Below are 17,115 nucleotides of genomic sequence, written 5' to 3'. Positions count from 1 at the left end.
GATAACTAAATATGCACATCGCGGGTGGACTGTATCGAGAATTGTGTGAAACGCCGACATGGAACGCCCAGTTTGGATCGGGTGGCCGCGCGGCGGCAGCCGTCAGCGCTATGTCGCCAGGAAGCACTCTCCACACCTATGCACGAGACGGGAGCAACGCGGGTGCGGACGAGCTGTCGGCCCTCGGCGTGAAGCTGTCCCGTACCCGTTCCGATATTGCGATCGCATTTGCATACTTCCATCCACTTTCTCAGCCGCACATCGAGCCCCGACCGGAGACAATCCCCCAGGAGCCTCCGATACACGTTTCGGGAGAGGTGGTCCTGAGATTTGGCTTCCTCGAAGGATCTGCTTTAGTGCGTGCCGCCAAAGCAATTTACGATCCTCAAACAGCTGTTCATCCTGAGCCATTTGGAGCAAACGGCTCGACAGCGAAGCGACTTGCCCTGGTCATGAATGAGTTGGAGCTCTGCCGTTATACGGGTTGTCCCGACTTGGCGACTGCCGCTGGGAACGCCATGTCGAATGACAGCCAGGTGACCGTGATAGTCGTAAAAAGAGGAGTGCGTGGTGTCACTGTCTACGAGCGCAATGCCGAACCTATCACCGTTCCCGCGTATTATTCATCTCAGGTGTTCAAAATCGGAACTGGAGACGTCTTCAGCGCCGTGTTTGCGCATCATTGGGGCGAAGCTGGCGCTTCCGCACCTGAAGCAGCGGACCTCGCGTCTCGATCGGTTTCCGCTTACTGTGAGACAAGGACCCTTCCGATACGGATTGAATCTCTAAAAAGCCGCGAGCCCGTAACAGGGGACTCGCCAAGCCGGCTTATCCTACATGGCTCAACATCGACAATTGGGAGGCGGTATACACTTGAGGAGGCTCGCTTCCGCCTGAAAGAGCTTGGTATCGATGCGCTCTCGCCTCAGCTCGATCAGATCCCAGAACCATTATCCAAAAATGTACCTTCACTTGTAGTAGCCGATGGATTGAGCACATCGGAAATTCGACGGCTCTGTGAAACGCAGCCTTATGGAGGTATTGTTATATTAGACGAAGAGCGCCGACCTGATGTCGCTGAGCTATCAAATTTGGGGGCCATTATTATTTCTGACTTCGCCTCGTCTTTGTACCGATCTGCCTGGCCTCGTGCATTTTACCGCGGCTAAATGGTTGCGGCGACGCGTGAACTGTGAGAATTCTGATTTACTACTCTGGGGGGAGTAATTGCGTATGTCAGACATCTACATAGTATATTCACGAGAAGATGTCCGACAGGCTGAGAGGTTAGTTCAAACTCTTTCAACGCGATGGGATGTTTGGTGGGACGATAAAATCGTTGGCGACTTCTCTACCGTGATCGAACGTGAAATCCAGAATACAAAATGCATTGTTCCGCTCTGGTCCCCGACGGCGAAGGACAAGAGCAATGTAAAGGACGAGCTTCGCTTAGCTGAGCAATATAATATTCCGATTATTCCCGCAAAGATCAGCCCGACAAATGCACCGTACGGCTTTAATGGGTACAGTGCGGTTGATCTGCTGGGCTGGGCCGGAGAAGACGATCATCCTGGTATCCAACACCTGATGCGGAAGATTTCGACTGTTGTCCCGCCGAGGACGGCACCAACCCGCCCATCAGCCATTGCAGGGGGTAAGGTCCCCCTCCCGAGCTTGTTCCTGTCCGTGTCGTCACACGAGACACAGCTCGTTCCTCTTGAGGCTCTGAAGGCCCTCCGTCTCTTCGGCACATCGACGATCCTCGTCTCCGCCTACGATCTGTTTCCACCCCGCCGCCCACGAGGCATCCAGCAGGAGCTGAAGCGTATTCGTTCCCAAGGAGGTTTTGTCCTTGTCGACTCGGGCAATTATGAAGCGACGCGACGCGACGACGACGGATGGAAGCCCGAGGATTTCGAACTGGCGTTGCAAGGGATCCCACACGATTGGGTATATTGCTTTGATGAGATGGACCCGTCGAGGGACCGAAAGCGCGCGGTCGGGCAAGTCATCGCTGCAGTCGAAAGAGACAGGAAGTTCACCAAAGCCCCCGTCCTTCCAATCGTTCATGCCCCCGCCACTCCCTCAAATGGGTACGATCTTAAGACTCTTCCTGAAGTGGTGCGGGATGTAGCCGACCAGCTCCAGCCACCGATGATTGCACTGGCGGAGCGGGAGTTGGGCCGAGGGTTGATTCAGCGTGCACAGACCATGAGACGTGTCCGAAACGAGCTTGATCGGCTGTCTTTTTATCAACCGATTCATCTCTTGGGTACCGGAAATCCATGGAGTATTGCAATCTTGACAGCAGCTGGAGCCGACAGCTTCGATGGATTAGAGTGGTGCCGGGTTGCCGTTGATCGGCAGCAACACAGGTTAAATCACTACCAGCATTTCGATTTTTTTGCATACCAAGCGCAGATGGCGGCTTCGTCAATAACTGTTTCTGCGCTCGCCGACGACAATATCGACTACGCTGGTAAAGTCGCGTTTCATAATCTCGATTACTATCAGGAATTCACCCACGATTTGCAGGCTGCCGCTTCAACAAATCGATTAGAAGCATTTGCCGTCGGTCTTTTGGGGCAATCAAATTCAAAGCAACTTAGGGATCAAATGCCGGATTTGTTCAGATGAGAAACGATGCAGCCAAGCTGGAACATGCCGTTGCCGCGATATGCCCCGAGATTGAGGAAAGAGCCAAGCGCTCTCAGGGCGCACTTGACGAGCGAAGTCTTTGGTGGGAGCTCGCATGCTGCCTGCTCAGCAGTCAGGTGCCGTATGGGCTCGCCGTAGCGATCGCCGATGCTTTGGACAAAAGGCAGCTTCTCCTGAATCCATCGGTCCCCCATGCCGAACTCTTTGATGAAATCCTAGGGGTGCTCCGTCAACCAGTATTGGTGGACGGTAGCCTTCGACATTATCGCTTTCCTAAATCGAAATCGATGCAGTTGGCCTCCGCGCGCACATCGGTCTCTCAAGAGAGTGAGAACCTGTGCTCACTTTTGCATGCCTTTGGAAATGCGGGATCTGCCCGCTCGTGGCTTGTGTCGAATGTGGCGGGTATCGGGCCAAAACAAGCCAGTATGTTCCTGCGAAACTCAGGTATCAGCTACGATCTCGCGGTTCTGGATCGTCACGTATTGAACTACATGACGGCAATTGGGCTCTACACAGGCGCAGAGAGAACCATTTCGAAGCTTTCGGACTATCACACGCAAGAAGTGAAATTGATTTCACACGCAAACCGGCTCGGCTTTGCCGTGGGCCTTCTGGATTGGGCGATCTGGATAGTCATGCGGGTTGCGGGGCCTCGAGATACGGAGCGCGCGTTAGCATGAGCATTGTCCCTCTCGTTTCCGGTGGTCTCGATTCCACGTTGGTCGCCTACCTCGCTAAAGAGGAAGGAGTCCACCAGTTCCCACTTTTTGTCGACTATGGGCAACGATCCCGGGATCGAGAGCTCGCCGCCTGCAGGTCAGCGATGGCCAAATTGCAGTTGCCAGATTTGGAAGTGGCAGACTTGTCCGGCTATGGCCGCCTTATCAAATCTGGGTTGACGGACCCGAACCAGCGAGTGCTAGAGGATGCCTTCACTCCTGGTCGAAATCTCCTCTTTCTGCTTGTAGCAGCAGCCTATGCCTTTCAGCGCGACGCTGATGCTATATCGATCGGGCTGCTCCATGAGGAAACAAGCCTTTTCCCTGATCAGACATCGGCCTTCTTGCGGGAGGCGGAGGCAATGATCGCACGCAGCATGGGCCGGGAGATAAGGGTGCTTGCGCCGCTGTCCTCCTTCCACAAGCAGGAAGTTATCGAGCTCGCGAGGTTGAAAGGTATCGAAGGCACCTATTCGTGCCATTTGGGCGATGAAACACCTTGCGGAGCGTGCATCGCATGTAACGAATTCAAGCTCGAAGGGGTCTGACATGGGTGGTGGGAGCAGCGGGAGCTGGAGTAGGTTAGGCGACATTCGGTCCCTGGAGGAGAAAGCCAAAGCGGCACTTCAGGGCGGAAAACGAAATGTCTTCATCAGTTTCGCAACAGAAGATATGAACGAGGTTAATCTTCTGCGCGCGCATGCAAAGAACGAGAACAGTGATATCGAGTTCAACGATCACTCCGTTCGCGAGCCCTATGACAGCGAGCGCGCGGAATACATCAAACAAAAGATTAGCGAGCGGATATCGCGTTCATCGGTTTGTGTCGTCTACATTTCCGACAATACCGCGCAAAGCCGGTGGGTGACCTGGGAAGTAGAGACCAGCCTCGCTCTTGGAAAAAAGGTGGTAGCCGTTCACCCTAAAGGTGGCGCGCCACGGCAAAATCCGTCTTGGGTTGCGAAGCACGGCATTAAGGTCGTCCAATGGAATAAATTGGCCGCTGAACTGAAATAGTCCGGAGATCTGTCAATATGACGCCTGATAGTTTCCCCGCCTTATACCGTTCGGCTGACGGTTCCGCCGCCGATGCCCAGTCGAGCTATCTAAGGCTTATTCGGTTGCAGTACCTTTTGCTCACGGTCGCAGCAACGATCTCTATCTGGTTTGGAGTGTCTGCTGATCTGTATATCGCTTACGCTCTCGTTCTGGCTGCCTCGACGGGCCTGCTGCTATATATGGCGGTCCAAAAGCCTGAGAAAGAGTGGTACGGGTGCCGAGCGTTGGCGGAGTCGATCAAGACGTCAACCTGGCGTTACATGATGCGAGCCGAGCCATTCGAAGATGCCCCTAAACTTTCAACAGTCGCCGAAAAATTCTCGGAATTTTTGAGGGCGATTCTGGATGCCAACAGCCACGTCCGCGACTCAATAAGTCGCCGGCCGGTAACCGGCGATCAGATCACCAACGAAATGAATGCGGTTCGTGCTCTGCCTCTGGTAGAGCGTATTCAACGATATAATACTGACCGGATTGCGGACCAACGCGAATGGTATGTAGCAAAGGTTACCTGGAATAGGCGACGTTTTCGCTTATGGATAGGCATATGCGTCCTCGTTCAAGGGGCCGCAATCGCGTTAGCTCTTCTCCGAATCCGCCATGACCCACCATGGATGATTTGGCCGACTGAACCTTTGCTGGTGGTCGCGTCTTCCGCCATAGGTTGGATCCAACTGAAGAAGTTCAACGAACTCGCTTCTGCCTACAGTCTCACCGCCCACGAGATCGGCATCTTGCAGACGCGGCTTAGCACGATCGATAGCGAAGAGAAGTTTTCTGACTTCGTGAATGAAGCCGAACGAGCATTCTCTCGTGAACATACCCAGTGGGTTGCCCGCCAGATCGAGAATGCGCCCTGATCTGATTAATACCCCAACCGATCATCGAGCAAGTCTGTCGCGAAGTGCTGTATAGCGCCTGCGGTCGCTGAAGTAATTCAGTTTACAATATGCTGGAACAACAATGAACGACATCAGGCGGGAAAACAGTGGAGAGAAGATCGCGCAAAGCGATAACGTGCCCTTGGCGGTTCTCGTCTGCGGCGCCGAAAAGACATTTGATAACGCTGAGCGCCTTTTTTTCGAGGCGGAGCTTATGGCGAAAGCTGGCGCGGGGGCGCATGGTCGACGACGGGCTTCTTCTCGATGAAGCCGAGACTTTCGAGACGCTTATGGAGCGCTGTGCAGACATCACCGCGCGAGCCAACAGCGCGGCAGGATAAGAAAAAACGAGCTGGGAGGCGACGGTGTACATTTCCGAAATCTATGCGAGCGGCTTCCGGTGCTTCGATCCGACCGCCCCGCTGCAGCTTAAGCTCTCGCCTGGTCTCAATATTCTCGTGGGACCGAACGACGCCGGAAAGAGTGCGATTATCGACGCTGCTCGCTACGTACTTTGGACGCGTGGCGACGACTATATCCGGCCGGATGAGCACGATTTTCACGTCGACGGCGATGGTGCTCGGGGTTGCGACTTCATCGTTCGCTGCACCTTCGACGATCTCAGCGCGGATGAAGAGGCTCGGTTCCTCGAATGGTGCACCAACGAAAAGGGGAAGCTCCGTCTCCACGTCTGTATGCGGGGCGCTCGGCGCATTTCTCCTGGCGGTGGCAGCATCATCTCCAGCCAGCACCGCGCTGGCGCCGAAGGCGAAGGCCTGCCGCTCGACGGAGAACTGCGCGAGTATCTGAAGGCCACCTATCTCAAGCCTCTGCGCGACGCCGAGCGCGAGATGCGAGCAGGGCGGCGGTCGCGCCTGTCGCGCATCCTCGGCGCGATGCCCATGATGGGGCCGCAAAGCAAACCCGCTGCGCAGGGCGGCGATGCAACGCTCCATGACACGCTCGCGGCGGCTGACGTGGCAGTCCGAAACAACGCCGCGGTTGGCGGCGTCGCCAGCAGCGTCAACATGGATTTCCTCGACAAGCTGTCATTCGTGGACGATCGCCTCGTCGCGACGCTGGACCTCGGCGCTGGCGGTTCGTTTGATCAGATTCTTGAGCGGTTCGAACTCTACCTGAATGCCAAGGGAGGCACCGAGCGCATCCAACGCGGCCTGGGCTACAACAATCTGCTATTCATGGCGGCAGAGCTGTTGTTGCTCCAGTCCCATCCCGATCAGGTGCCATTTCTTCTGATCGAGGAGCCCGAGGCGCATCTACATCCGCAACACCAGACGCTCTTCATGGAAGTGCTCGCGGCCCGCGCTGCCAAGCCGAAACCCGACAAGGGCGAGACCCATCAGCAGGTCCAGGTGCTACTCACCACCCATAGCCCTCAGCTCGCAGCCGGCGCCGAGCTCGAGACCATGACGATGATCGTCGGCCACCGCGCCTTTCCGCTGGGCGCGGCCCATACCCGGCTCGAAGTGGACGATTATGAATTCCTTCGTCGGTTCCTCGACGCGACCAAGGCCAACCTGTTCTTCGCCCGCGCGCTGATTGTCGTCGAGGGCGACGGTGAGCACCTGTTGCTGCCGGCAATCGCCGAGAAGCTCGACCGTCCGCTCAGCCGTCACGGCGTGTCGATCGTCAATGTCGGCCACCGTGGTCTGTTTCGCTACAGCCGGATTCTGCAGCGTAAGGCCGGGAACGCGATCCCGGTGCCCGTAGCGCTGATCCCCGACAGGGACATCCCGCCGCCTGAAGCGAAAGACCTTGTTGGCGACCGCAAGACTGAGAACGAGTTGAGCCAGGACGAGATCGCAGCGCGGATGAAAACGCTGCGGCGCGACGCCGGGGACCCCGTCGACGCCTTCATCGCTGACAGTTGGACGCTCGAATTCGATCTCGCGCTCCGGCCCGAGCTTGCCGAAAGCGTTCACCAAGCTGTCCTGCTCGCCAAGACCCGCAGCCGTAAGCCCGAGTGGCTAGCGAAGACCGTGAAGAAGGCCAGTGAAACCTACGCGGGCTGGAAAGAGGCTGGACACTCAGCGACCGAGATCGCCGTCAAGATCTACCAACCCGTCCATGACAAGGAAGCCTCCAAGGCCGAGGTCGCCGAGCAACTCGCTGCTATACTTCGAAAGCGCGCGGATACACCGGAGCAGATGCGCGACTGGCTTCCTCCTTATCTGGTGCGGGCGATCGATTACGTGACGGGCGGCTATGTCCCTGGCGCGCCGGCGATTGCTCCTGAGCCCGATGCCGAAGACCAAGAGATCGGGGCTGCCGGGATGGAAGGCGCGGCGGCGGTGGAGGGGTAACGTCATGTTCGAGATCCTGACGCTTACGCCAGAACTGCTTGCCGAACTTGGCGACGAGCTGGGCGGCTGCGATTTCACCGACCCGAGCCAGACCGACTTTCTGGCGAAGGCCACCTCATGTGACGTTCAGGCGGCGCCCGGTAATGGTAAGACGACGCTGTTGGCGGCCAAGCTCGCGCTGCTTTCGCGTAACTGGCTGACCCGGAGGCGGGGCGTCTGCGTGATCTCGCATACCAATGCCGCACGGACGGAGGTCGAAGACCTGATTGCCCGCCACCCGACAGCGGCGCGGCTGACGTCCTATCCCCATTTCACCGGCACGGTCACGGCTTTCATCAACCAATATCTTGCCTTGCCCTATCTCCGGGGCCTGGGTTGGAGCGTGCGGCAGATTGACGACGACGCCTTCGCGGCCGAGGCGCTGCGACGTTATCCGAATTGGGGCGTACTCGACGGTCTGGCCAAGAACAAGAAGCTCAAGCTGAAGCGTAGGCTCGAAGAGTGGATTGCGCTCCTCGATTTGGATCCGGGTTTCGCGGACACAGATGCAGAGCCACGGGCACTCGCGGTGCGCTGCCGCAAAGGACAATGGGGCGCCCACACCGATTGCGGGAAAGCGCTCGAATCCCTCAAGGCCTCGATGGTCAGGAGCGGCCTCTATCGCTACGCCGATATGACCGCGCTCGCATGGCGTGCGCTCCGTGAAAACCCTGCTCTCGCCGAGCGGCTCCGTGATCGCTTCCCGCTCGTCATTCTTGATGAGGCGCAGGACACACATGGCGAACAGCTCCGACTGCTGGAGCACATCTTCAAGCAGGACGGGACGGCGTTCCAACGCCTCGGGGACAGCAATCAAACGCTCTATGATGACGATGGAACAGCCCCGGCTTATTGGACACCGGGGCCTGATTGTATCCCTCTTGATACGAGCCGCAGGTTCGGCGAGGAGATCGCCGGTTTTGCAAGCCGGCTGACCGCGCGCCAGGCTCAGACAATTGTGGGCTTGGGCATACGGCCGGCGTCGCGGGTGATGTTCCTGTTCGACGAGAGTACGATCGGCAGGGTTCTCGGAGCCTTCGCCGAAGAAGCGCGCGCGCTGTGGGGCGAGGATTGCAGCACGCGCGACGTCTGGGCAGTGGCCTCGCGTCACAATCTGGCTGGCAAGAAGGGGGCGTGGCAGCCGAAAAGTCTTGTTGACTATCATCCGGCATATCGCAGCGAAGGTGGTTCTCGGGGGAAGGCCAACCTTCTTTGTCGGCAGCTTCAGAAGGCCGCGGTACACCATGCCGCAGCACGCCCTCCCGCCGAGGTCAGCGAGATGCTCGCGGTCGGCATTTCCGGTTTGGCGCGCACCCATGGGTGGAGAGCGGCGAACGATCGTCCGATTACCGCGCGCAATGTGTGGGCGGCACTATCGCATCGCGACCTCGCGTTGCCACGGGCTGTGCGCCGATTACTGCGGGATCATGTGCTTGCCGGCGATGCAGCGTGGGACCAGGCGGCATGGTTGGTGTTGATGGAACAGTTGTTGCCGCTCTTCAGTCCGCATCCTCAGGGCGCTGAAGCCGAAATCGCGGACTTTTGCGGTTTCGTCGCCGAGCAAAAGGCCGATCCCGCCGACCCCGAACGCCGCTCCACGAAACAGGTGCAGTTCGAAGAGCTCACACTGCGGCTGGGATCGATCCACTCGGTCAAGGGCAAGAGTGTCGACGGAATTCTGGTCGTCGAGAGCGAGGTATGGAAAGGCAGCGGAGCAGACGAGCACTGCATTGATCTGACCACGGTCCTTCCCCGTGCCTTTGGCGTTACTGACCAACCATTTACGGGCGTAGGACTAACCGCCGCGACGAACGTCTTCGTGGGTGTGACCAGGCCACGGGAGTTGCTTGGTCTTGCGCTGCGCAAATCCGAAGCAACGACGCTGTTAGGACCCGCCGCGGACCAAGGTTGGAAACTTGTCGATTTGGTCGCGCGGGCAGCGGGGTTGAAGGAGTGAGCGGGCCGGTGTCGACCTCTGGGCTGGGCACGTCAACCAAGCTGATTGGTTTGACGAAGCACACAAAGCACGGCCACGTGCCAAGCCCGGTCTCTCCGCATTTCGTGGCGCCTCCGGCCCAGTTGAGTCTGTCGTTCAATCCGATGGCTTTGGCGGCTGCGATCGCGAGGACGGCGACGACCTGGGATGATGCGCCTGTCGTCCTACTCGATGGCTTGCAGCAAAGCGCTCTGATCGAATTGCAGACGCTGCTCCAGGACGGATCGGCATTTGCGCTCGAATCTCATTTCAAATTTCTCGCGGATACTGCCGGGTCTCAGTTTGCGGCCAAGGTCGGCGCTGGCATTGCCCACCTCTATATGGACGCTCTCGGCTATGCATGGCGAGCGAACGCGGCGTGCCTCTCGTCGTCGCTCGATCCCCATGCGGACTTCATCTACGAAGGTGGCAATGCATCAGGCCACGGCGTCGTGCTCGCCGAAGCGCACGGCTCCTTCGCCAAAGATGCGAGCGCTGCCAAGATAGCGAATGCTGCGAAGAAAAAGTACATCAAGCAGGTAAAGCCCTTTGTCGCGAAGCCGTCGCCGTTCGGAAAAATAATCCACGGCTATTCGATTGCATTCGGGTCAAAGCCGACGACTGCTGGGAGCTTCCTGGCCGTATCAGAGACGCGGATCTCGAAGCCGCGAAAACCGGCCGCATCCGCTGGCGCCGCACAGGTGGACGAGTCACCCGAGGGGACGCCTGCGTCGATGGCGTTGGCGACGCATCGCTCGAACTTTCTGTTGATGGGCGCACCGGACGTGACAGATTGGATCGACTGGATCCGCTCGCCAGATTCCGCTCCTCCGGAGCGAACCGATGTTCCGCTCCTTCGATTTGACTATGCAAGTCGGAGCTATCTGGCGGCGACGCTGTGGCTTTCGCGACCAGACGGCCCTCCATGGTGGATCGAAGATTTCTTCGATCATCCTGGTTGGTGGCGCTTTGCTCGGCGCGCCCGGTTATCGCCGCCGAGTCATGCTTGTTCTGATTTCGGCTGGTTCGCGATCGAGGAGAAAGCGGGGACCGAATTCCTGAACGCCCTGAGCAATTCGATCCGTGACCGAGGAGTGGGGCCGCCAGAGACGATGAGGCTTCCAATCGTCGAACCAACAGGGTTTGCGCTATCCACTGGAGATCGCGCTGCTGTGGTCGACGCAGACGAGCCTTACCATTACGCTCTTTTCCGCGACGGCTTGGCGCTCTTGGGACAGCCTTTCCGAGGGCGGCCGCGTGACATCGTTGTCTGGTCGCCGGATGTAGGAATGGTGCTTGGATGACACTACTGTAGCTGATCGCCTCCCAGAGCGTACTGTGCTATGAGTTCGTGACGGTACTTTCTCGGTTCGCAGTGAGCTCGATCCGAGACGCCGAAAACGGGTATCCATAGGCAATCGACCTCGATAGATACCGAACCCACGCAAAAAAATTTTCAAGGTAATTTCCCTTTAAAATCAATGCCGTAAGATTTTGACGGCCCACGCCTCGGCACTGAGGTCGGGAATAAATATTTTCTGTAGCAAAATCAGTCACTTGTGGTGGGAAAAATATTAGAGTGGGAATAATTCGCGCCTACCCAGACGCCGCCAATAGCCGCCTATCTCCCTCTATAACGCACTCAAAATAAACACTTTTCTTTCCGCCGTCTTTCGCCGTCAATCGCCGAGCCAGCCTCGCTATCGACGGCGGAGTTGACGGTATGGGTGTCTTGTGACATCGCGGAATTGCATATACCGTCATGGCTTAGAGAGCTTGTGACGGTATTTTTTTGCCCCTTATTCCATTGAGAATAAAGGAAAATTCGGCGACAGGATTGGTCGATTTTGGCCTGACGGTATTTTCAGGGGCTCTCTGGCGTTTTTTGAACGATCTAGGAGGGGCCGATGCTTACCGATGCGGCAATCAAAGCACTGAAGCCAAAGGACAAATTATACAAGGTCACTGACCGTGACGGTATGTATGTCGTCGTGAACCCGTCGGGCGCCGTCGTGTTCGGCTATGACTACCGTATGCACGGTCGACCCGAGACCTTGACCCTCGGCCGATACGGGCCAGCGGGCTGGCGTATTGGCTTCTCCTGTCCGAATGTTGGATCAGTCCCGGTTTTGGTTGCCGGATTGCAATAGCCTTCTTCAAAGCACAGATAGCCAGATCCTTTTTCATCCGATCGCGCGCTTCCCAGCCGATGATGCGACGAGAATAGAGATCGACAACGATTGCCAAGTACAGCCAGCCTTCTACCGTCCATATGTAACTGATATCGACACCCCATTTCTGATCCGGTCCGTCACAAGTGAAGTCCTGATCCAGAAGATTGGGAGCGACAGGCTCGCCATGATTGCTGTCCGTCGTGCGCTTGAAACGCGTCTTTTGTCGGGCTTTCAAACCATTTTGACGCATCAGTCGCGCTGTGCGGGGACGACCTGCCCGAATGCCCTCTTCGTTCAGCTCAACATGCATGCGAGGGCTGCCGTAAGGTTCGCGTGATAGTACAAACTGGTTACGAATGTGAGCCAGGATAATCATGTCATCAAGCTGGCGACGACTGGGTAAACGACGCTTCCATACATAATAGCCGCTGATGCTGACACCTGCGAAAGCACATAGCCGTGACAGAGACATATGGGCCTTCTCCGTGTCGATGAACGCAAACTTCATCGACTTGTCTCCCGCGCGAAAAAGGCCGTCGCTTTTTTTAATAATTCTCGTTCCTGTCGTAGAAGCTCATTCTTTTCGAAGACGGGCAAGCTCCTAGTTCATGTCCTCATGGGGCCAGAAAGCAAATCTTTCTCAGCAATATTACGCCGCCAACGGTCAAGTGTTGACTTGCCAATGCCAAGGTCCTTGGCGACCGATGAAATGCTTAGACCACTCGTCGTTAAAATACGAACGGCTTCGCGTTTGAACTCTTCTGTAAATTCTCGCCGCTTCAATTTTAAGTCTCCTGTCAGTCTTATCTAACAGAAGCCCTTCACCTTTGAAGGGGAAGTCCAGCATCTTCAATGCGGGCGGCGATGGGGCAGTGCCCCGACATGGGCCGGTGTTCTCTGCGCTCGGTAAGCTGTCTTTAGGGTTCTACGATAAGCCGAATGCCGCGCTGACCGCAGACGCCACGGAGAAGCTGAAGGGCTACACCCAGTTCTGGGGATAGCCGGAGAAGGGCATTGAAAACGTCCTGCTGAAACAGATGCCCATCCAGGTGGTCCGTCGGTTTCTTGATGAGGTAAAGAGCCGTTCGGACTATCCGCCAGTCGGCGCCTATGATCCGGCGGCCGGAGACGCCGATGTTCTCACGCTGGCCGGCAAGGTGCTGAAGGCGCGCAAGGGCGACGCTTATGGCTACGCCGCCATGCTGATCGCACAATGCCAGGACGCCAACGAACTGCCGGCGACAGTCCGTGAGATTTTGGAGACGATCCACAAGGCGCTGAGCGCGGTTCCGGAAGACATTGCTGTACCGCCACCGCCGCCAGATGACTTCGTGGACCTGCTCGAATGAAGGTCGATCTGTGCGACAAGCGTAAGGCAATCATCGCGCACGACGGGCACCTTCTGGTGTTAGGCGGTCCGGGTTCCGGAACAACCACCATCGCCTTGTTCAAAGCGCAGAAGCGGTTCGCCGAGTTGAAATCCGGTCAGGAAATCCTTTTCCTGAGTTGTTCGCGCGCGGCGATCCGCCAGGTTCTCGGCGTTGCAAGGAAATCCTGTCGCCAGCGGAACGACGCGCGGTGACGGTGCAAACCTATCACGCCTTCTGCATGGAAAAAGCGCACGGTCGCTTACTGAGCGGCAAACCCGTGCGCTTCCTCTACCCCGGCGATGAGAGGCTTCAGAAGTCATCTTTCGACGGCGATTGGAACTTGGAGCGCCAACGGCAGGCGGCCGAGTCTGGCCTTCATTGTTTCGATCTTTTCGCTGCCGGAACTGTCGAGTTGCTCGAACGCTGCGCCGCGTTGCGCGAGCTGATTGCCGACCGCTTTCCGATGATAATCGTCGATGAATTCCAGGACACGGACGACAATCAGTGGGGGATCGTACGGGCGCTGTTGGGCGTCACAAACGTTTTCTGTCTCGCCGATCCTGAGCAACGCATCTTTGATTATCGAGATGACATCGATCCACGGCGGCTCGACATTCTACGCGAGACGATTAAGGTCACGGAATTCGATCTCGGTGGCGAGAACCACCGTAGCCCGAACGCTGGCATCCTGAAGTTCGCCGATGCTGTGTTGAGAAACCAAAGTCCGTTAAGCTAACTTTGCGTGGGGCACGACTCGTCATAGGTGTGTACATGTGGGCAAGTTCAGATAATGCTTCATGATCAGAAGAGACCGAGGGGCCTCAACAAGCCTTCAAATGTATGTTGATGGTAATCTTTTATAACTCCTCGCTCAGCAGGAGGAATTTGATCTACAATAGAATTTTTCCTGTATACGCTGCTAGGGCTATAACCGAAATACGGTGTAAAGGTGCGGCTGAAATTGGCCGAGGATTTGATGCCAATCGCCAGTCCGATGTCTGCAATTTTCTGGCTACCCGCAGGATCTGCCAGCATGGCATGAGCAGTGAGAAGATGACGCCGGCGAAACAGTCGGCCGAGCGAACGAACTTCCATCATGCCCGGCTCATTTTGTGCAACATGGCCGTCCACTTCGGTCCAATTACGACCTGAGTGGAGGAGTGCGATGCGCCAATGATCAATCGGACTGAATCGAATCTTTTGAGCAAGGCATACAGGCATGTTATCAGCATTTGCCGGAAGCATCTTCCAAACGCGCGATATATGTGGTCACCGCGGGGAGATGCCCAGTTGGAAGCCTATTATCCGGGTGACGAATATCTCGATATCATCGGTCTGTCGGTGTTCGGCTACCAACCCTATGACAAGCTGGTTGTAGGGCGAGATACGACATTCGTCGAGCGCACCAAGCCGGGATATGATCGTGTGGCAGGTTTTGGCAAACCAGTTGCCATTGCCGAGCTCGGTTATGAAGGCAGTGACAGCTACGTACGGGATTGGGCGGCGGAAGCCAACAAGCCCCACGCCGAGTTTCCGGCCCTGACCGCCGTCATCTACTTTAACGACCGTGAAGTCTACCCATGGCCGCGTGGTGTCGGACGCCCGGACTGGCGCGTCGCAAACCATCCGCTCGATTGACCCGGGTAATTCAACCGGAGCGGCTTGTTATTTGTGAAAACGCCGCCGCTCCTTTCTTTGCATTCTTGCAGTTCCGCCAAGCCAGCTTGCCGGAACTGCTCGATCAACAGGAAGAAGAAAATGCTATTGAAGCATTTCGTCATTGCGAGCGCTGCGATGTTAGCGCTCTCGCTGGCAGGCAACGCCAGTGCAGCGCCAAAGCCAGCGACGGATAATACCGTCACCCAACTTGCGGCCGCCGCCTCACCGATGAAAGGCCCTGCGCTTGAAAAGCTCTATGCCGGCCGCACCTGGAAATGGAAAACCGGCGGCGGATTCTTTTCAAGCAAGAAAGCCCGCAGCTGGATCCTTTCTGGCGAACAGAAACAATTCTCCGCTTGGTCCGGCAAAGGCGCGGCCACAACCCATGCAACAGGCTATTGGTACGTGACCGATGGCGGAAAGCTCTGCTTGCGCGCGCTCTGGAGTAGCCAAGGCGACAGCAGCGGCGCAGTCACCTGCTTCCTGCACCGCGAGAAAAATGGCGTGGTCTACCAGAAACCCGCTCTTGGCGGAAAATGGTATGTCTTTGCGCACAATCCAGTTCGGAAAGACGATGAGATACGCAAACTGGTCAAAGGTGACCGGGTGGGCGCAGAAGTGGCGCGGCTGAAGGCTAATCGCCGGTAAAGAACGATAGTGCGGGAGGCTTCTTGAGGGTTGCTCGGGAGAAGGCTGTAAATCGCACCAACTCTGGCCTGTCGTTAATTCAAGAGATGTAAAGTTTCACGTAGAGGGCGAAAACGATGTTAAAGACCAACGAATTCCAACATTTTACATCACGTATCGGAAAGACCTGCATGGCAATCATGGCCGCGTCGGTGGGCGTGATGATGGCGTGGTCCTCAGCCGTGGCTGACGAATTAACCTGTAGCGCTCCGGAAAATGGCGAAGCGCGGGTCAGCCTGCGTTTGCCGGAGAATGCACGGCCAATGACCGCAGTGGAACTTCATGAACTCTACCGCGACAAGAGCTGGAAATGGTGCGATGGCGCCGCTTACATGCAGGACAAGGAGCGGATATTCAAGGGATGGGCAGGCTCGGGTGCCCGTGCTTCCTGGGCACTGGGACATTGGACCGTGGCCGACACCGGACGGATGTGCCTTGAGGCCGACTGGCATGCTCCAAACGGCACATCCAGCGACAGGACGTGTTTCGAGCACATGATCGATGGCCAGATGATCTACCAGAGGAAGGAACCCACCGGCGGCTGGTACGTGTTCAAGCATTCCGAACCGCAGGATGGTGATGAATTCGCCAAACTGGTCGCTGAGGACCTGGTTTCGGAGAAGCTGGAGAAACTCCGCAATCAATAATTGCGGGACATATTGAACGCAGAAAAAAGCTGCCGGACTTTCTGATCGGCAGCCTGCGATAAAAAGCCGGTCTGGCGGATGGTATCTGCCACCGGCAGCGCGTCTGCTCCTTGATACAACAGTCGCTATTTTCCCTTCCAGACAGGATCGCGCTTTTCGGCGAAAGCTCTGGCGCCTTCCAAATTATCCTCCGATCCATACAGAATGTCGACCGTCGCCAACTTGCGCCGCATGATGAGGTTCATCATGGTTTGGAAGTCCTCGCTTTCCGCGCGCCGGACTGTCTCCTTGATCGCGGCGTAAACGAGTGGAGGACCGGAGGCGAGCAGACGGGCAATTTCCCAGACACGTTCTTCGAGCTTCTCCTGAGGCAGGACCTCGTTGACGAAACCCCAGCGATGAGCTTCGTGAGCGTCGATCCAGCGGCCAGTCAGCAAAAGTTCCATGGCTATGTGGTATGGAATGCGTTTCGGAAGCCGGATACTTGCCGCGTCTGCAATGGTTCCGGAGCGAATTTCGGGAAGCGAAAAGGTTGAATGCTCCGAGGCATAGATCAGGTCACAGGACAGCGCCAGTTCGAAGCCGCCGCCCGCGGCCATGCCGCTGACACAGGCGATGACAGGTTTGTTCAGGTCTCGCAGTTCCTGGATGCCGCCGAAACCGCCAATTCCGTAGTCACCATCGATAGGCGCGCCTTCTGCCGCGGCTTTCAAATCCCAACCGGCAGAAAAGAAACGGTCGCCAGCGGTCTTGAGGATGGCGATACGCAATTCCGGGTCATCGCGGAAGGCTGCAAAAGTTTGACCCATCGCGCGCGATGTCGGCAAGTCGATGGCGTTGGCCTTGGGCCGATCCAGCGTAACTTCCAGAATAGCCCCGTCCCGGCGGGTTGTTATGGCGTCTTCGGCATGTGCGCTCAT

General features: G+C 56.9%; 17 protein-coding genes and 3 pseudogenes. 17 read left to right on the top strand and 3 right to left on the bottom strand.

Going from position 1 to position 17,115, the window contains the following annotated elements; translation table 11 throughout:
- Positions 1-11 precede the first annotated feature (11 nt).
- The 11 genes and pseudogenes from ABWW28_RS00980 to ABWW28_RS00930 form a co-directional block, all read left to right on the top strand.
- On the top strand, positions 12-1,169 hold the full coding sequence (locus ABWW28_RS00980) for a PfkB family carbohydrate kinase (protein ID WP_353389849.1): 1,158 nt from the start codon (positions 12-14) through the stop codon (positions 1,167-1,169).
- A 64-nt stretch (positions 1,170-1,233) separates the two neighbouring features.
- Complete coding sequence (locus ABWW28_RS00975; RefSeq protein ID WP_353389846.1) at positions 1,234-2,637, top strand: toll/interleukin-1 receptor domain-containing protein; 1,404 nt, start codon at positions 1,234-1,236, stop codon at positions 2,635-2,637.
- Positions 2,634-3,341, top strand: a complete 708-nt coding sequence (locus tag ABWW28_RS00970; RefSeq protein ID WP_353389843.1) for an 8-oxoguanine DNA glycosylase — start codon at positions 2,634-2,636, stop codon at positions 3,339-3,341. The genes ABWW28_RS00975 and ABWW28_RS00970 overlap by 4 nt, the downstream gene beginning before the upstream one ends.
- Complete coding sequence (locus ABWW28_RS00965; protein ID WP_353389840.1) at positions 3,338-3,928, top strand: 7-cyano-7-deazaguanine synthase; 591 nt, start codon at positions 3,338-3,340, stop codon at positions 3,926-3,928. The genes ABWW28_RS00970 and ABWW28_RS00965 overlap by 4 nt, the downstream gene beginning before the upstream one ends.
- A gap of 1 nt (position 3,929) precedes the next feature.
- Entirely contained in the window at positions 3,930-4,397 is a 468-nt protein-coding gene (locus tag ABWW28_RS00960; RefSeq protein WP_353389837.1) for a TIR domain-containing protein, read from the top strand.
- A 17-nt stretch (positions 4,398-4,414) separates the two neighbouring features.
- A complete protein-coding gene (locus ABWW28_RS00955) occupies positions 4,415-5,299 on the top strand; it encodes a DUF4231 domain-containing protein (protein ID WP_353389835.1) in 885 nt (294 codons plus the stop codon).
- A gap of 103 nt (positions 5,300-5,402) precedes the next feature.
- Positions 5,403-5,588 (top strand): hypothetical protein, encoded by a 186-nt coding sequence (locus ABWW28_RS00950; RefSeq protein WP_353390316.1) that lies wholly within the window; start codon positions 5,403-5,405, stop codon positions 5,586-5,588.
- 97 nt (positions 5,589-5,685) lie between these two features.
- Entirely contained in the window at positions 5,686-7,644 is a 1,959-nt protein-coding gene (locus ABWW28_RS00945) for an ATP-dependent nuclease (protein WP_353389833.1), read from the top strand.
- A gap of 4 nt (positions 7,645-7,648) precedes the next feature.
- Complete coding sequence (locus ABWW28_RS00940) at positions 7,649-9,640, top strand: UvrD-helicase domain-containing protein (RefSeq protein ID WP_353389830.1); 1,992 nt, start codon at positions 7,649-7,651, stop codon at positions 9,638-9,640.
- Complete coding sequence (locus ABWW28_RS00935) at positions 9,637-10,962, top strand: hypothetical protein (RefSeq protein ID WP_353389827.1); 1,326 nt, start codon at positions 9,637-9,639, stop codon at positions 10,960-10,962. The genes ABWW28_RS00940 and ABWW28_RS00935 overlap by 4 nt, the downstream gene beginning before the upstream one ends.
- Positions 10,963-11,565: 603 nt before the next feature.
- Positions 11,566-11,742, top strand: a pseudogene (locus ABWW28_RS00930) (Arm DNA-binding domain-containing protein); the annotation flags it as partial.
- Here the strand turns inward: ABWW28_RS00930 and ABWW28_RS00925 are convergent.
- Positions 11,741-12,633 (bottom strand): annotated as a pseudogene (locus tag ABWW28_RS00925) (IS3 family transposase); the annotation flags it as partial. The pseudogenes ABWW28_RS00930 and ABWW28_RS00925 overlap by 2 nt on opposite strands.
- 236 nt (positions 12,634-12,869) lie before the next feature.
- On the opposite strand from ABWW28_RS00925, the gene ABWW28_RS00920 reads away from it, so the two are divergent.
- The 3 genes from ABWW28_RS00920 to ABWW28_RS00910 are packed head-to-tail and all read left to right on the top strand — an operon-like array spanning position 12,870 to position 13,938.
- Complete coding sequence (locus ABWW28_RS00920) at positions 12,870-13,181, top strand: hypothetical protein (protein ID WP_247886200.1); 312 nt, start codon at positions 12,870-12,872, stop codon at positions 13,179-13,181.
- Complete coding sequence (locus ABWW28_RS00915) at positions 13,178-13,414, top strand: DEAD/DEAH box helicase family protein (RefSeq protein WP_021588155.1); 237 nt, start codon at positions 13,178-13,180, stop codon at positions 13,412-13,414. The genes ABWW28_RS00920 and ABWW28_RS00915 overlap by 4 nt, the downstream gene beginning before the upstream one ends.
- Positions 13,411-13,938 carry a UvrD-helicase domain-containing protein gene (locus tag ABWW28_RS00910; RefSeq protein WP_021588154.1) on the top strand — a complete coding sequence of 176 codons (528 nt, stop codon included), beginning with the start codon at positions 13,411-13,413 and terminating at the stop codon, positions 13,936-13,938. Before ABWW28_RS00915 ends, ABWW28_RS00910 begins: the two co-directional genes overlap by 4 nt.
- A 65-nt stretch (positions 13,939-14,003) precedes the next feature.
- On the opposite strand, the gene ABWW28_RS00905 is transcribed toward ABWW28_RS00910, so the two are convergent.
- Positions 14,004-14,300 carry a helix-turn-helix domain-containing protein gene (locus tag ABWW28_RS00905; RefSeq protein WP_235693803.1) on the bottom strand — a complete coding sequence of 99 codons (297 nt, stop codon included), beginning with the start codon at positions 14,298-14,300 and terminating at the stop codon, positions 14,004-14,006.
- Positions 14,301-14,408: 108 nt separating this feature from the next.
- Here ABWW28_RS00905 and ABWW28_RS00900 point away from each other — a divergent pair.
- The 3 genes and pseudogenes from ABWW28_RS00900 to ABWW28_RS00890 form a co-directional block, all read left to right on the top strand.
- Positions 14,409-14,840, top strand: a pseudogene (locus tag ABWW28_RS00900) (glycosyl hydrolase); the annotation flags it as partial.
- A gap of 120 nt (positions 14,841-14,960) precedes the next feature.
- Positions 14,961-15,509, top strand: a complete 549-nt coding sequence (locus tag ABWW28_RS00895; RefSeq protein WP_006468532.1) for a DUF995 domain-containing protein — start codon at positions 14,961-14,963, stop codon at positions 15,507-15,509.
- Positions 15,510-15,679: 170 nt separating this feature from the next.
- The gene (locus ABWW28_RS00890) at positions 15,680-16,195 is read left to right on the top strand and encodes a DUF995 domain-containing protein (RefSeq protein ID WP_006472769.1); all 516 of its coding nucleotides are present in this window, start codon (positions 15,680-15,682) and stop codon (positions 16,193-16,195) included.
- Between the two features lie 125 nt (positions 16,196-16,320).
- Here ABWW28_RS00890 and ABWW28_RS00885 read toward each other — a convergent pair whose 3' ends face one another.
- Positions 16,321-17,115, bottom strand: a complete 795-nt coding sequence (locus ABWW28_RS00885) for a carnitinyl-CoA dehydratase (RefSeq protein ID WP_021588151.1) — start codon at positions 17,113-17,115, stop codon at positions 16,321-16,323.

This window comes from Brucella sp. NBRC 14130 (assembly GCF_040371715.1).
Classification (GTDB): Bacteria; Pseudomonadota; Alphaproteobacteria; order Rhizobiales; family Rhizobiaceae; genus Brucella; species Brucella intermedia.
This window is presented reverse-complemented; position numbering and strand designations above follow the sequence as displayed.

Bases quoted from the DNA above. Each gene is read 5' to 3' on its own strand.
- ABWW28_RS00980 (WP_353389849.1), top strand. From the start codon at position 12: ATGCACATCGCGGGTGGACTGTATCGAGAATTGTGTGAAACGCCGACA.
- ABWW28_RS00975 (WP_353389846.1), top strand. From the start codon at position 1,234: ATGTCAGACATCTACATAGTATATTCACGAGAAGATGTCCGACAGGCT.
- ABWW28_RS00970 (WP_353389843.1), top strand. From the start codon at position 2,634: ATGAGAAACGATGCAGCCAAGCTGGAACATGCCGTTGCCGCGATATGC.
- ABWW28_RS00965 (WP_353389840.1), top strand. From the start codon at position 3,338: ATGAGCATTGTCCCTCTCGTTTCCGGTGGTCTCGATTCCACGTTGGTC.
- ABWW28_RS00960 (WP_353389837.1), top strand. From the start codon at position 3,930: ATGGGTGGTGGGAGCAGCGGGAGCTGGAGTAGGTTAGGCGACATTCGG.
- ABWW28_RS00955 (WP_353389835.1), top strand. From the start codon at position 4,415: ATGACGCCTGATAGTTTCCCCGCCTTATACCGTTCGGCTGACGGTTCC.
- ABWW28_RS00950 (WP_353390316.1), top strand. From the start codon at position 5,403: ATGAACGACATCAGGCGGGAAAACAGTGGAGAGAAGATCGCGCAAAGC.
- ABWW28_RS00940 (WP_353389830.1), top strand. From the start codon at position 7,649: ATGTTCGAGATCCTGACGCTTACGCCAGAACTGCTTGCCGAACTTGGC.
- ABWW28_RS00920 (WP_247886200.1), top strand. From the start codon at position 12,870: ATGCCCATCCAGGTGGTCCGTCGGTTTCTTGATGAGGTAAAGAGCCGT.
- ABWW28_RS00915 (WP_021588155.1), top strand. From the start codon at position 13,178: ATGAAGGTCGATCTGTGCGACAAGCGTAAGGCAATCATCGCGCACGAC.
- ABWW28_RS00905 (WP_235693803.1), bottom strand. From the start codon at position 14,300: ATGATGGAAGTTCGTTCGCTCGGCCGACTGTTTCGCCGGCGTCATCTT.
- ABWW28_RS00895 (WP_006468532.1), top strand. From the start codon at position 14,961: ATGCTATTGAAGCATTTCGTCATTGCGAGCGCTGCGATGTTAGCGCTC.
- ABWW28_RS00890 (WP_006472769.1), top strand. From the start codon at position 15,680: ATGGCAATCATGGCCGCGTCGGTGGGCGTGATGATGGCGTGGTCCTCA.
- ABWW28_RS00885 (WP_021588151.1), bottom strand. From the start codon at position 17,115: ATGAGCGCACATGCCGAAGACGCCATAACAACCCGCCGGGACGGGGCT.